This window comes from Rhodopila sp., from assembly GCF_035548235.1.
GTDB lineage: Bacteria > Pseudomonadota > Alphaproteobacteria > Acetobacterales > Acetobacteraceae > Rhodopila.
On the sequence record NZ_DASZTJ010000034.1, the window covers coordinates 1 to 14,352 of the forward strand.

Genomic DNA, 14,352 nt, shown 5'->3' on the forward strand with positions numbered 1-14,352 from the left:
AAATGGCATCGGCGTCCATCGCGGCGATGGACGGCATGATGTCGTTGAACTCCGAGTAGCACATATGGGTGTGTATACTTGTGTCATCCTGTACGGCACTGGTGGCGAGGCGGAAGCACGCCACGGCCCAGGCCAGGTAGCCGGCCCAGTCCGCATGCCGCAGCGGAAGGCCTTCACGGAACGCGGGTTCGTCGACCTGGATGATGTGGATGTCCGCACGTTCCAGGTCCGTGACCTCGTCACGGATCGCCAGGGCGATCTGGCGGCAGACCGTTTCCCGCGGCAGGTCGTCCCGCACGAACGACCATTGCAGCATCGTCACGGGCCCGGTCAGCATCCCTTTCATCGGCCGCTGCGTACGGGACTGCGCATAAGCGGACCAGCGCACCGTCATCGGTTTCGGACGCGACACATCGCCCCAGATGATCGGCGGCGCAACGCAGCGGCTGCCATAGGACTGCACCCACCCGTGCTGGGTGAAGGCATAGCCCTCAAGCTGCTCGCCGAAATACTTGACCATGTCGTTGCGTTCGAACTCACCGTGGACCAGCACGTCGAGACCGATCCCCTCCTGCCAGCGCACCGCGTCGTCGATCCAGCCCTCGATCTGCCTCTCATACGCCTCGGCCGAAACCTCCCCCTTGGCCAGCCCTGCTCGGGCATGCCGCACCTCGGCGGTCTGGGGGAAGGAGCCGATGGTCGTGGTCGGGAACAGCGGCAGGGCCAGGCGGGCCTGCTGCGCCTTGCGACGATCCGGGAACGGGGTGGCGCGCCGTTCCATCGCTTCGGTCGCGGCGGACAGGCGCGCCTGCACCTCCGGCCGATGCACGGCGGGACTGGTCCGGCGAGACCGGACGGCGGCGTCACTGGCGGCGAGGTGGTCGGCGATCGCCGCCTCGCCTTCGTCCAACCCACGGACGAGCGTCGCGACCTCATCCAGCTTCTGCTCCGCGAAGGCGAGCCAGCCCTTGACGTCGGTGCTGAGTTTCGTCTCCTGCTGGAGATCGACCGGCACGTGCAGCAGGCTGCAGGACGGCGCGACCATCAGGTTTCGCGTGCCGCGCCGGGACGCGACCGATTGCAGCGTGCCCAGGGCCTGCCGCAGATCGGTGCGCCAGACATTGCGCCCGTCGATCAGGCCGAGGGACAGCCAGCGATCCGCCGGCACCGCCTGCAGGACCTCGGGCAACTGCTCGGCGCCCCGCACGAGGTCGAGGTGCAGCCCCGCCACCGGCAGCATCGCCGCGGTCCGCAGGTTGTCGCCGAGCGGCCCGAAATAGCTGGCGAGCAGGATCTGCGGCGTCGGCCCGCGGCGCAGCGTGCCATAGGCCAGCCCCAGGGCGATCCGCGCCTTCTCGGTCAGGTCGAGCGCCATGACAGGCTCGTCCATCTGCACCCAGGTCGCATTCGCTTCCGCCAGTTCCCGCAGCACCTGCGCATAGACCGGCAGGACGCGATCAAGCAGGTCGAGCGGGTCGGACCCGTCCACGGTCTTGCTCAGCATCAGGAAGCTCACCGGCCCCAGCAACACCGGCCGCGTGCGGATGGACAGGTCCATCAGCGCCTCCTGAAACTGCGCCAGAGGCCGGTTCTCGGTCAGGACGAAGCGCTGGTCGGGGGTGAGGCGCGGCACCAGGTAGTGATAGTTGGTGTCGAACCACTTGGTCATTTCGAGCGCGGGCAGCCCTGGCGCGATGCCGGCCGCCTGCTCCGCCTCCGACCCGCGCGACCCACGGGCCAGCGCGAAATAGCTGGGCAGCGCCACCGGGCCATCCCGCGGGCCATCCCGCCAGCCATAGCCTTGCGGGATGGCACCCAGCATGCAGGCGGTGTCGAGCACGTGGTCGTACAGCGCGAAGTCGCCGGACGGCGTGTGGCCGATACCCCGGCCGGCCTGGCGTTTCCAGTGCCGCGCCCGCAAGGTCTTGGCGGTGTCGACCAGGTCGGCTTCGTTCAGCGTGCCAGACCAGTATCGCTCCAGGGCGAATTTCAGTTCGCGGCGCGCGCCGATGCGTGGGAAGCCGAGATTGCTCGCGACGGTCATGCGTGCCTCCCGATCTCACGCGCGAAGGTGCGAGAGCCGCTGTGATGGGCAGACATGGTGGTCTCCGGCCTCCGGTACATCCCGCCCGGCGGCATGGTTGGTGCGACGACGGCAGGTCTCCTGGCTCACGGCGGTCGGGCGGGGCCCGTTGCGATCGGTCCTGTCTTCCCGAGCTTTGGAGGCTCAGTGACCCGCCTGAGGGCGGACGGACCGGTATGACGCCGTTGACAGTTGCGGGAGCAGCCACCGACTTGCCCCCGGACCCTTTGGGGTCCGCCCCTTCCCGGGGCCACCCCTGGTCCAGCCAGGACGCACGGCGTTCCCTTTTCACCCGCTCGCGCGGGACCGTCGACGCCGACAGGTATCGCCTGCTCCGCCGCTCGGGGCAAGCGCGATCTGGCGATGGATGTTTTGGGGCCACAGCGCAATCATGACGGCATCGTAACCCGTCGAGCGGATTGACATGTCTTGACACCCTGTATCACAAGGCGGCGCGGCCAAAGGCCGCCGTGTTAGGATCGAGGGGAACGGAAATGAAGTCCAAGCTACTGGCTCTTGGCATGCTGGCCGCCACAGCCGTCGCGCCAGCCGTTGTTGCTCCCGCATGGGCACAGCAGGCGCCGAAGGAAATCAAGGTCGGCCAGCTCTACGCCAGTTCCGGCCCCTATGCCTCCATTTCGATGCCGGTCTACGATGCTTTCAAGCTTTGGGTCGATGAGGTCAACGCCAAGGGCGGCGTCCAGATGCAGGCGTTCGGCGGCAAGCGGATCCCGATCAAGCTGATCGCCTATGACGACCAATCCAGCACGGCAACCGCGGCGACGCTGTATAACCAATTGATCACACAGGATCATGTCGACCTGCTGATCGCCGATTCCGGTTCGGTGCTGACATCGGTCGGCGTGCCGATCGCCAAGGAGCACAAGCAGTTCCTGTTCGACGTGTCCGGCACCGGCGCGGCGTTCTTCAGCGACGACAACCCGTATATCGCCCTGATGGCCGATCCGGTGTCGACGATCTGGCCGCATTACATCTCGGACTTCCTGAACGACGAGGGGTATAAGGAAGGCATCCGCACAGTCGCCATTTTGTACTCTACGAACGACTTCACGGGTACCCAGGCGGCAGCTCTGAAAGGGTTCTTCGAGCGTGACAAGAAAGTAAAGGTTATTTACTACCAGGGCGTGCCGACCAGCACATCCAACTATACCGTGCTGATCAACAACATCGCCGCGCAGAACCCCGACGCGGTGCTGGAGCTTGGTTACGTCGGCAATGACATCGCCTTCCTGCGCAACCTTCAGGACAGCGGCAACCAGTTCCGTTTCGTCTTCTCGATCTACGCCGGCACGGAGCTTGAAGAGATCGAGAAGAATGTCGGCGCCTCGGCGATGAAGAACGTGTTCAGCTATGTCCCGGCGTCGAACTACGAATACAAGCCCGAGGCCGGCATGGACCAGAAGGCGTTCCACGCGGCCTGGGACAAGAAGTATCCGCCGGGATCGGGCGTCGCGTTCGGCGCGAACGCGATCTATGGCTACATGACCGGCGTCGTCGTTCAGAAGACGCTGGAGACGACCAAGAGCCTGGATCAGATGGCCCTGCATGACGCGGTGTTCGCGCTGTCCGGGAAGCTGAAGACGCTGGATGGCACGTTCGAGCTGCGCAAGGACGGCGCGCAGATCGGCGAGGTCACGCCGCTGGGCCAGCTTCAGGAAGCCGGCAAGGACAAGCTGAACCTGGTCGCGGTCTATCCGCCCAACCTGGCGAACGGCAAGGCGATCCTAGGGAAGTGATCGCCCAGTCTGAGCCAGCAGCCCCATCCGTCCCGTCAGGGCGGGTGAAGCCCCGGAAGCGTGATGATAGACGAGGCATCAGCAGCCTCACGTCGTGGCATTGCCGCCCTGCGGCATTTGCGTTGCGGGACGGGCGCCTCTGCTCCACGGCGCGTGCGTCGACGCATGCAGGATCTTCCCCCGTCATGACTCCCGCGGCATGGGTGCGCCCATGCTGACCGGGGCGCTGATCGCCGGGGTGATCTTCGGCCTGTATTTCACCCTGGTCGGCCTCGGGCTGAATCTCGTGTTCGGGGTCATGCGCATCGTCAACCTGGCGCATGGCGACGTGCTGATGCTGGGCGGGATCGCGGCCTGGGCGCTGTTCTCCGGCTTCGGCCTGCATCCGGTCGTCACCGCCCTGCTGGTGCTGGTGGTGTTCCTGCTCGCCGGCCTGCCCCTCTATTACGCGGTCGTGCCGCGCCTGCTGCGGTCCCGCGACGCCGAGATGCTGTCGCTGATCCTGTTCTTCGGCGTGTCGCAGATGATCGAGGCGGTGACCACCATCTCGATCGGCGCCACCGAACGCTCGCTGCCGCCGCGGCTGATGGGCGTAGGGCCGATCATCCTGCTGGGCACGCGGCTGCCGAAGGCCTGGTTCTTCTCGGCCGCGGTGTCGGCACTGGCAGTGCTGGCGGTGTATCTCTACCTGTATCGCACCCGCCTGGGCACGCTGACGCGCGCGGTCATGGTGTCCCGCGACGAGGCGCTGGCGACCGGCATCGACGTCAACCTGGTGTCCGCCATCGCCTTCGGCATCAGCCTGGCGCTGGCCGGGATCGCCGGCGTGTTCGCGCCGTTCATCATGGGCAGCATCACGCCGAACATGGGCGTGGCCCTCAACATCACCGCCTTTGCCGTCATCGTCGTCGGCACGCTGGGCAATCCGGTGGGCACGATCCTGGGCGGGATCATCTACGGCGTATCGGTGATGCTGATGCAGACCTATCTGAGTTCCTGGGCCAACCTGCTGCCTAACCTGCTGCTGATCGCCGTGCTGCTGGTCCGGCCCGAGGGTATCCTGGGCAGGAAGGTCCGTCGTGCTTAATTCGCGTACCCGCAGGGCGGTGCTGGACGCCGCCATCGTCGCCGTCGTGGTCGCCGGCATGGGCATCGCGCGCGGCGTCTACTCGAACGAATTGATGCTGTTCAATTTCGTCATGTTCCTGACCCTGTCGCAGGGCTTGAACATCATCTACGGCTTCACCGGCTACCTGCCGTTCGGCTATGTCGGCTTCTTCGGCGCCGGCGCCTATGGCTTCGCGCTGGCGGTGATGCACCTGCATTTGCCGGCGCTCGCGGCGATGGGCTGCGCGGCACTCGCGGCGCTGATCCTGGCGGTGGTGCTGCTGCCGCTGCTGCGGCTGTCGGGGGCCTATTTCGCCATCGCTTCCATGGCCGCCGCGCAGGCGCTGTACGAAGTCATCGCCAATCCGGACCTGGAGGACGTGACGAAAGGCCCGTACGGCGTGTCCCTGTCCAACGTGTTCGCCCCGGCGCTCTCCTATTACGTCGCGCTGGCGATCCTGGCGGTGACGCTGCTGCTGGTGGTCTGGCTGCGCAACTCGCGCTTCGGGATGTCGTTGCAGGCGATACGGGACGACTCGGTCAGCGCGGCGATGGCGGGGATCGGCGTGGTGCACGGCCGCACCGTCGCCTGGGTGCTGTCGGCGCTGATCGCCGGGCTGGTGGGCGGCGTGTTCGCCTGGCACATCTCCGTGTTCTATCCCGACACGGCGTTCGACCTGTCGGTGTCGATCTTCTCCACCGTGTTCCTGCTGTTCGGCGGCGCCACCACGCTGCTGGGTCCATTGTTGGGCGTGTTCATCCTGTATGGCGTCTACAACGTGATCGGCATCGCCGTGCCGCAGTATTTCCAGTTCACCTACGGTGCACTGATCGTGCTGCTGGTGCTGTTCCTGCCCAATGGCCTCGTGTCCCTTCTGACCAGCCGAGGCATCCGTGTCCCCTGAGTCGCGCAAGTCCGAACCCCTCTTGCAGGTCCAGGAACTGGTCAAGCGCTTCGGCGGCTTTACAGCCCTGGCCGGCGTCAGCTTCCACCTCGACCCCGGCGAGGTGCTGGGGCTGGTCGGCCCGAACGGATCGGGCAAGACCACCTGCATCAACGTGATCTGCGGGTTGTACGCGCCCGATGGCGGCCGGATCCTGTACCAGGGCAAGCCGATCGGGGGGCACAAATCCCACCATATCGCCAAGTCCGGCATCAACCGCACCTTCCAGTCGCCCAAGCCGTTCCTGTCGCTGACGGTGCGCGAGAACGTCGAACTTGCCGCGCATTACGGCGACCCCAACCCCGGCTTCGACATCGACGCGCTGCTGGCGGAGCTGGAACTGGACCGCTACGCCAATCGCCCCGCCGCCGAACTCAACAGCGCCCAGCAGAAAACGCTGGACCTGGCCCGCGCGATGGCGACGGAACCCAGGCTGCTGCTGGTGGACGAACTGGCCGCCGGCCTGAACCCGGCGGAGCTGAACCGCATGGCGGTGCGGCTGCGCGCCTTGGCCGACAAGGGGATGGCGTTGCTGGTCGTCGAACACCTGATGGGCTTCATCGACAAGGTCACCGACCGCGTGGTGGTGATGGCCGCCGGCAAGGAATTCTTCGGCGGCACGCTGGCCGACGCAACGAAGGACCCCGAGGTGATCCGCGTGTTCCTCGGCGGAGGGCATCATGGCTGAACGGATGCCAATGGCCTCTTCCGACCCGGATTCCGCCGCGCCATCGGCGGGGACATCGGCGGGGAGGTCTTCGTGATGACCGACACCGTCATGCGCGCCGAGGCGATCGAAGCCGGATACGGTCGCGTCCAGGTCCTGTGGGGCGCGGGCCTGAATGTCCGTCCCAAGGAGTCCGTCGTCCTGCTGGGCGCGAACGGCGCCGGGAAGACCACATTGCTGAAGGTCATCGTCGGCCTGCTGCCCGCCTGGAAGGGTCACGTCTTCCTCGACCCCGACGACGTCACCACTTGGCGCACCGACCGCCGCGTCCGCCGCGGCCTTGCCTACATGTCCGAAATGGGCGTCTTCCCCGGCTTGTCGATCGACGAAAATCTGCGCGTCGGCGGCCAGTTCATCGAGAGATCCGCCCTCCGCACCCGCATGGACGAACTGTACGGCTATTTCCCCGACCTCGCCGGGCGCCGCTCCACCCTGGCGGGCGCGCTGTCCGGCGGGCAGCGCAAGATGCTGGGGATCGCCAAGGCGCTGGCGTCGTCGCCCCGGCTGCTGGTGATGGACGAACCCTCGGCGGGGCTGTCGCCGCTATTCGTCGGGCAGGTGATCCAGGTGCTCAGCAAGTTCCGCGAGCAGGGGTTGGCGATGCTGATCGCGGAGCAGAACGTGGCGTTCCTGGACCTGGCAGACCGCGTGTTCACGCTGGAAGGCGGCCGCATCCGGTTCGAGGGAACGGTGGCCGAACTGGAAGCCGACGACAGCCTGCACAAGGCGTATTTCGGGTTGTCCTGAAAGCAGCATTCGGACCGGTCAGCCCGCGGCTCGTGGCGTCCCGGCGAACAACCGGGACGCACTGGCGATCGCGCCGACCGTTGCGAACGATCCGGCGACCAGCAGCGAAATCGTCGAGCCGCCCGGGCCCTTCACCGCGAAGATGAACCCGACCAGCGCGGACCCCAAGCACCAGCCCAACACCCGCGCCACTGCCAGCATGCCCCCGGCGGCGCCCGCCCGGTGCAGCGGGCCGACGGTCATGATCGTCGTGTTGTTCGGAGTCTGGAAGAAGCCGAATCCCACCCCGCACAGCGCCATCCGCCAGCCGATGTTCCAGTCCGCCGGCACCTCCGGCATTACCGCCAGCAGGAACAATCCGGCGGCGAGGGCAACCAGGCCGACGCTGGACAGCAGCGATGCCGGGTAGCGGATGCCCAGACGCCCGGCGACGGGCGCCGCCGCCGCGACCAGCAGCGGCCACGGCGTGATCAGCAGGCCCGCGGCGATGGCCGACCGATGCATGTCGACCTGGAACAGAAACGGCAGCGATACATAGGCGATGATCTGCGCCGCGTATGAGCAGATCGAGGTTCCCAGCGAGAGGGTGAACAACGGGATGCGGAGCAGATCGAGCGGCAGGAGCGGCGCGGCCCGTCCGATCTGAAGTCGGAACAACAGGGCGAACCCGGCCACGCCCGCCGCCACCTCCGCCACCGCCATCCCATGCGCTCTGGCGCCGAAGGAATCGACCCCCAGGATCAGCGCGCTGAGCGCCGCGGCGCTGAGGACCGCGCCCGTCCAGTCGAAGCGACGAGGCGATGGGGTGCCCGCCGGCGCCATCGTCGCGAAGATGATGACCGCGACAAAGCAGAACGGTACGTTGATCATGAACAGCCACGACCAACTCGCCACCGACAGCACGAAGGCACCGACCGTCGGTCCCGCGGCGCCCGACAGCGCCACCGACAGTGCCACCAGCGCCAGCCCGTGCCCGACCCGGTCGCGAGGATAGATCGCGCGGATCAGCGCCGCCCCCAGCGCCGCCATGCACGACCCGCCCACGCCTTGCGCGATCCGGGCGGCGACCAGCACGTCGATCGACGGTGCCAGGGCGCAGGCCATCGAGGACAGCATGAAGACGATCAACCCGAACAGGTAGACCCGCTTCAGTCCCAGGATCTCCCCCAGCGCCGCGGCTGGCAGCAGGCAGGCGGCGCTGGAGAGCTGGTAGCCGTTGACCACCCAGATCGTCGATGCATCCGTGGTGACAAGCTGTCGAGCGATGGTAGGCAGCGCGATGTTCGCGACCGCGCTGTCCAGGCTGGACAGGGCGACGCCGCACAGGACACAGGCACTCACCCAGCGCTGGCGTGTCGCATCCAGCCTCTGTTCGGAAACGTCCAAAGCCAACGCGATATCCTTATTCCGATACTGCGGGCACGGGCCTACGCCGGCAGCAGATGGCACGCGGCCTGATGGTCCGGTCCCGCCGCACGCATTGCCGGTTCCTCGGTCCGGCACACATCCATCACATGCGGACACCGCGTGTGGAAGCGGCACCCGGACGGCGGCGCCAGCGCGGTCGGGATGTCGCCGGCCAACCGTGCCTGCCCCCCGCGCTTGCGCCGCGACGGATGGGTCACCGGCACGGACGCCAGCAGCGCCTGCGTATAGGGATGCTTCGGCGCGGCGTACAGCGCCCGCTTCTCGCCGATCTCCACCACCTTGCCGAGATACATCACCGCCACGCGCGTGGAGATATGCTTCACCACGCCCAGGTCGTGCGCGATGAACAGGTAGGTCAGCCCAAGTTCCCCCTGCAGGTCCGACAGCAGGTTGACGATCTGCGCCTGCACCGACACGTCCAGCGCCGATACCGGCTCATCCAGCACGACCAGTTTCGGCCGCAGGATCAGGGCGCGGGCGATGCCGACGCGCTGGCGCTGGCCACCGGAAAATTCGTGCGGGAAACGGTGGCGGGCACTGTCCGGCAGCCCGACCATCTCCAGCATCCGGCCGACTTCCGCGTGCGTTTCCGCGCTGCGGCGGGCGCCATGGATCAGCAGCGGCTCCATCACCGTCTCTTCCACCGACATGCGCGGGTTCAATGCGCCGAACGGATCCTGGAAGACGATCTGCATGCCCCGGCGGACTTCCCGCAGCGCCCGCGGGTCCAGCCGCAGGACGTCGGCGCCGTCGAACTCGACATAGCCGGCGGTGGCGGGGACCAGCCGGATCAGCACGCGGCCGAGCGTGGACTTGCCGCAGCCGGATTCGCCGACAAGGCCGAGGGTTTCGCCGGGCTGGATCTCCAGGTCGACGCCGTCGACCGCGCGCAGCGGAACGCGAGAGCGGCGCAGGAAGCCGCCGGTCTCGACATCGTAATGCTTGACCAGCCCTTCGGCCTTCAGCAGCGCCGGCATCTCAGGCGGTTTCCCCGATGCGGATGCAGGCAGCGGCGTGGCCGGGTTCGACGCCGGCCAGGGGCGGGATCGCGTCCGAACAGGCCGGGACCACCAGTGGACACCGCACCGAGAATCGGCATCCCGGCGGGCGCCGCGCCGGTTCCGGCAGGCTGCCGGGGATGGCGACCAGGCGGTCCGTGTCCTGGTCCAGCGTCGGCACGCAGGCCAGCAGGCCACGCGTGTACGGATGGAGCGGGGCGTCGAACAGCCGCGCGACCGGCGCCTGTTCGACCACGCGTCCGGCATACATGACCATGACCCGGTCGGCGGTCTCGGCGATCACGCCCATGTTGTGGGTGATCAGCATGATCGCCATGCCGAACTCGTCGCGCAGGTCCATCAGCAGATCGAGGATCTGTGCCTGGATCGTGACGTCGAGCGCCGTGGTCGGCTCATCCGCGATCAGCAGCTTGGGGCGGCAGACCAGCGCGATCGCCAGCATCACGCGCTGCCGCTGCCCGCCGGAAAGCTGGTGCGGATAATCGCTCATGCGCTTGTCGGGCGACGGAATGCCGACGCGCGCCAGGATGTCCACCGCGCGTTTGAAGCTGTCGCGCGACGAAATGGTTTCATGCGCCCTGATCGTCTCGATGATCTGGTCCCCGATGGTGAACACAGGGTTCAGCGAGGTCATCGGCTCCTGGAACACCATCGCCATGCCGGGACCGCGCATGCGCCGCATCGACCGGTCGGACTGGCGCAGCAGGTCCTGTCCCTCGAACCGGATCGCCCCGCCCAGGATGCGGGCGGGCGGCTTTGGCAGCAGGCCCATGATCGCCAGCGCGGTGACCGACTTGCCGGAGCCGGATTCGCCCACGATGCCCAGGATCTCGCCTTTGTCGAGGCTGAAGCTGATGTCTTCGACCGCCGTCACCTGGCCGGAACTGGTCTGGAAGGCGGTGGTCAGGCCGTCGACCTCCAGCAGGCTCATGCCTGGATTCTCAAGCGGGGATCGAGCACGTCGCGCAGTCCGTCGCCCAAGAGGTTCAGGCCCAGGACGGTGATCATCAGCGCCGCGCCGGGAATGGCGATGATCCAGGGCGCGTCGGTCATGTACTGGCGGCCCTCGGCCATGATGTTGCCCCAGGTGGGCGTGGGCGGCACCGCACCGACGCCCAGGAAGGACAGGGTTGCCTCGGTCAGCACGGCGTAGGCGAACAGAAAGGACAACTGCACGATCAGCGGCGCCATCGCATTCGGCAGGATATGCCTTCGCAAGATCCGCCAATGTCCCGCACCCGCCGCTCGGGCTGCCTGTACGTATTCCATCTCACGCAGGACGATCACGCTGGAGCGGACGATGCGTGCCGTGCGCGGCGTATAGACGATGGACAGGGCGATGATCACGTCGTTGACCGAGGGCCCCAGGACGGAGGTGACGCCGATGGCCAACAGCACCGCCGGGAACGCCATCAGCGCGTCGTTGACGCGCATCAGGCCGTTGTCGAGGCCCTGGAAGTAGCCTGCGATCGCGCCAACGGCGGTACCGGCCACGGCGTTGATGGCGACGACCGACATGCCGATGATCATCGACAGTTGCGCGCCCCAGACAACTCGCGACCACAACGACCGGCCGAAATTATCCGTGCCGAAGATGAACTCGGCCGACGGCGGCTGGAACTTGTAGCGCATGGCCAGTTTGTTCGGGTCCACCGGCGCGATGATTGGCGCCAGGATGGCGACGACCAGGATGATCCCGAACAGCACGCAGCCCAGCATGAACAGCCGATGATGCAGCAGCCGGCGAAGCGTGGCGCGTGCCTGGGTCAACCGCCTTGCCCCCGTTCATACCGCACGCGCGGATCCAGCAGCGCGTAGCACACGTCCACGCCGATATTCACCAGCACCAGCAGCGCCGTCGTCAGCAGCAGGCCTCCCTGGACCATCGGGTAATCCCGGTTCAACACGGCCTGCGTCAGCAATTGTCCGATGCCGGGGATCGAGAACAGCGTCTCGGTCACCACCGATCCCGACAGCAGCAGGCTGATGACGATGCCAACCACCGTGGTGATCGGGATCAACGCGTTCGCCAGCGCGTGCCGCAGCACCACGCGCCGTTCGGGCAGCCCCTTCGCGCGGGCGGTGCGGATATAGTCCTGCCGCAGCACCTCCAGCATCGTGGAGCGGGTGATGCGTGCCAGCAGCCCGGTCAGCAGCAGCGCCAGCGAGATCGCCGGCATCGTCGACGTCGCCAGCCAGCCCAGCGGATCGTCGGTCAGCGGGACGTATCCGCCGGTCGGGAGCCAGCGGAGATCGACCGCCAGCACGATGATCATCAGCAGGCCCAGGTAGAAGTTCGGCAGCGAAATCCCCAGCATGGCGAACACCATCGCCACCTGGTCCATCCACGTGTTCTGCCGCAGGGCAGCGATGATGCCGCTGCCCAGGCCGATCAGCAGCGTGATCACCAGCGCATAGGCCGACAGCGCCAGGGTCACGGGCAGCCGCACGGCCACGACCGTCAGGACGGGCTGGCCCATCAGCAGCGAGGTACCCAACCGGCCATGCAGCAGGTTCAGGTACCAATCCCAAAGCTGCGCCGGCAGCGGCTCGTCGAGTCCCAGGTTGTGCCGGATATTCGCGATCTGCTCGGGCGTCGCCGACAGGCCCGCGATGGCGGCGGCCGGATCGCCTGGAATCAAGTGGATCATCCCGAAGGTGATCAGACTGACGATCAGCAGGACCGGCACCGCACCCAGCAGCCGCCGGACGACGATCCCCACCATCCGCTATGCGCCGTCCGTTCTGATCAATGGGACATCCAGACGTTCGACATCCGCGGAATGCGGAACGGAACGAAATTGTGGACGTTCGCCCGCACCGCCTGCAGCTTGGTCAGGGAGCCGAACGGGATCGCATAGACGCGGTCCAGCACCAGCTTCTGCATCCGAGCATAGGCATCTTGCCGGCCTTTGGCGGTGGGCAGGGTGTTCATATCGTTCCAGGCCGCCAGCACGTCCGGGTCGTCCTTGCCGTCTTTCGGCTTATAGGTCGCGTTCGGTTGCACCAGAAACTGCATCGTCGCCAGCGCACCCAGGGCGGGCTGCGTGCCCCAACCGGTGAAGTGGAAGTTCCACCCCTGGGTCGTGTTCAGCGACATCTGCACCGAAGTCGGCCAGTCCACCACCTTCATCTGCGCGTTGATGCCGACTGCCTGCAATTGCTGCTGCATGACCAGCGCCGCATTGTACATCGACGGATAGTCCTTGTTGGTCAGCAGCACGACCGGTTCGCCTTTGTATCCGGCCTCGGCGAGGTATTTCTTCGCCAGCGCCGGATCGTGCAGGTTGTAGGTCTCCTTCCCCGCGTCGGTGTAATCAGGCTGGTTCGGGTACTGGAACCCGACATTCAGGTCGTAGTTGCCGTCGGACGCGGCATCCATGATCTCATCCATGTCCAGCACAGCCTGGATCGCCTTGCGGACCATCAGGTTGTCGGTCGGCGGGTTGGAGGTGTTGGGGTTGGCGATCTGGATCCACCAATGTTTCAGCGGCAGGATGATGATGTTCTTGTCGCTCTTCAGGTCGGCGGCAGACTTCGCCGGGATGTCCTCGACCGCCTGCAGTTCCCCGGTCTTCAGACCGGCCACGCGCGCCCCAGGCTCCGTCACGATCCGGAACGTCACCGTATCCAGGCAGGCCTGCTTGTAGCCGCCGAACCCGGTCCGGTCCTGAAAGGACGTGTTCGGCTTGTAGCCCTCGAAACGCTTGAGCTTGACGTAACTGCCGGGCACCGACTCGACCAGTTGGAATGGTCCCGTGCCGACCGGCTTGGTGAGTTGCTGCGCCGGGACGTCCCGGTCCTCGGAGGGAATGATGACGATCGGCACGCTGAAGGACGACAACGCCTCGATGAAGGTCGGCTGCACCCGCTTCATATGGATGACGAATGTATTGGCGTCTGGCGCGTCCCAGCGGGCGACGTTGTCCAGCGTGCTGCGCTGGTTGCCGACCTTGGCGTAGCGGTCGAACGACGCCACCACGTCCGCCGAGGTCATCAACTTGCCGTTGTGGAAATGGATACCCTGCCGCAGCTTGAACGTGTAGGTCAGATGATCCGGCGATTCCGTCATCGAATCCGCCAGCTCAAGGATCGGATGGTTGTTCTCGTCGCGCGTCATCAACGATTCGTAGATGTTCATCGCGATGTTGCGGGTGGAGATCGTGCTGGAGGTCATCTGGTCCAGCGTGTTGATGTTCGCTTCCTGACCAAACGTCAGGTCGCCGCCCATCACCGGGCATTTGAACGGTTCCGCTCGGGTGGCCGCCATCGAGGCGAGAATGGTTGCAATCGCCCCGAAAGATGCCACCAACGTACGTCGCATGCGTAAATATCCCCGTCCGTCCCGCAAGACACAAATGGCCGCCGTCCCATCGCGGTTTGCCACCGCTTGGCCGGGAGCCTGGGGTCGGAACGGCCTGCTCGTCAAGCGGGGATAATGTCGCACCCATCTCGTCGTTGTCGGCCGGTTGATCCGCCTCGAGCGCCTGATGCCGCTGAAGTCATGGATGGTCGGGCCTGGGCCGACCATCCATGACGG

Annotated in this window: 12 protein-coding genes and 1 riboswitch; of the genes, 5 read left to right on the forward strand and 7 right to left on the reverse strand. The window is 66.3% G+C overall.

What is annotated here, in order from left to right; translation table 11 throughout:
- Positions 1-2,044: 5-methyltetrahydropteroyltriglutamate--homocysteine S-methyltransferase (metE, locus tag VHB27_RS02300; protein ID WP_325597306.1), on the reverse strand; the 2,044-nt coding region annotated here is incomplete at its 3' end.
- 93 nt (positions 2,045-2,137) lie between these two features.
- Positions 2,138-2,409, reverse strand: a riboswitch (cobalamin riboswitch).
- Positions 2,410-2,577: 168 nt separating this feature from the next.
- Between metE and VHB27_RS02305 the strand changes: the two genes are divergently transcribed.
- From VHB27_RS02305 to VHB27_RS02325, 5 genes are all read left to right on the forward strand, one after another.
- The gene (locus VHB27_RS02305) at positions 2,578-3,840 is read left to right on the forward strand and encodes an ABC transporter substrate-binding protein (RefSeq protein WP_325597307.1); all 1,263 of its coding nucleotides are present in this window, start codon (positions 2,578-2,580) and stop codon (positions 3,838-3,840) included.
- Positions 3,841-4,039: 199 nt separating this feature from the next.
- Positions 4,040-4,927, forward strand: a complete 888-nt coding sequence (locus tag VHB27_RS02310) for a branched-chain amino acid ABC transporter permease (RefSeq protein WP_325597308.1) — start codon at positions 4,040-4,042, stop codon at positions 4,925-4,927.
- Positions 4,920-5,852, forward strand: coding sequence for a branched-chain amino acid ABC transporter permease (locus VHB27_RS02315; protein WP_325597309.1), 933 nt, complete (start codon positions 4,920-4,922; stop codon positions 5,850-5,852). Before VHB27_RS02310 ends, VHB27_RS02315 begins: the two co-directional genes overlap by 8 nt.
- On the forward strand, positions 5,842-6,579 hold the full coding sequence (locus VHB27_RS02320; protein ID WP_325597310.1) for an ABC transporter ATP-binding protein: 738 nt from the start codon (positions 5,842-5,844) through the stop codon (positions 6,577-6,579). The genes VHB27_RS02315 and VHB27_RS02320 overlap by 11 nt, the downstream gene beginning before the upstream one ends.
- A gap of 75 nt (positions 6,580-6,654) precedes the next feature.
- Entirely contained in the window at positions 6,655-7,365 is a 711-nt protein-coding gene (locus tag VHB27_RS02325; protein WP_325597311.1) for an ABC transporter ATP-binding protein, read from the forward strand.
- 18 nt (positions 7,366-7,383) lie between these two features.
- Here the strand turns inward: VHB27_RS02325 and VHB27_RS02330 are convergent, their stop codons facing one another.
- The 6 genes from VHB27_RS02330 to VHB27_RS02355 are packed head-to-tail and all read right to left on the reverse strand — an operon-like array spanning position 7,384 to position 14,136.
- A complete protein-coding gene (locus tag VHB27_RS02330; protein ID WP_325597312.1) occupies positions 7,384-8,757 on the reverse strand; it encodes an MFS transporter in 1,374 nt (457 codons plus the stop codon).
- A 35-nt stretch (positions 8,758-8,792) separates the two neighbouring features.
- Entirely contained in the window at positions 8,793-9,770 is a 978-nt protein-coding gene (locus VHB27_RS02335) for an ABC transporter ATP-binding protein (protein WP_325597313.1), read from the reverse strand.
- A 1-nt stretch (position 9,771) separates the two neighbouring features.
- A complete protein-coding gene (locus VHB27_RS02340; RefSeq protein WP_325597314.1) occupies positions 9,772-10,743 on the reverse strand; it encodes an ABC transporter ATP-binding protein in 972 nt (323 codons plus the stop codon).
- Positions 10,740-11,582, reverse strand: coding sequence for an ABC transporter permease (locus VHB27_RS02345; RefSeq protein ID WP_325597315.1), 843 nt, complete (start codon positions 11,580-11,582; stop codon positions 10,740-10,742). The genes VHB27_RS02340 and VHB27_RS02345 overlap by 4 nt, the downstream gene beginning before the upstream one ends.
- Positions 11,579-12,538 (reverse strand): ABC transporter permease, encoded by a 960-nt coding sequence (locus tag VHB27_RS02350; RefSeq protein WP_325597316.1) that lies wholly within the window; start codon positions 12,536-12,538, stop codon positions 11,579-11,581. The genes VHB27_RS02345 and VHB27_RS02350 overlap by 4 nt, the downstream gene beginning before the upstream one ends.
- A 23-nt stretch (positions 12,539-12,561) precedes the next feature.
- Complete coding sequence (locus VHB27_RS02355; protein WP_325597317.1) at positions 12,562-14,136, reverse strand: ABC transporter substrate-binding protein; 1,575 nt, start codon at positions 14,134-14,136, stop codon at positions 12,562-12,564.
- Positions 14,137-14,352: the final 216 nt, after the last annotated feature.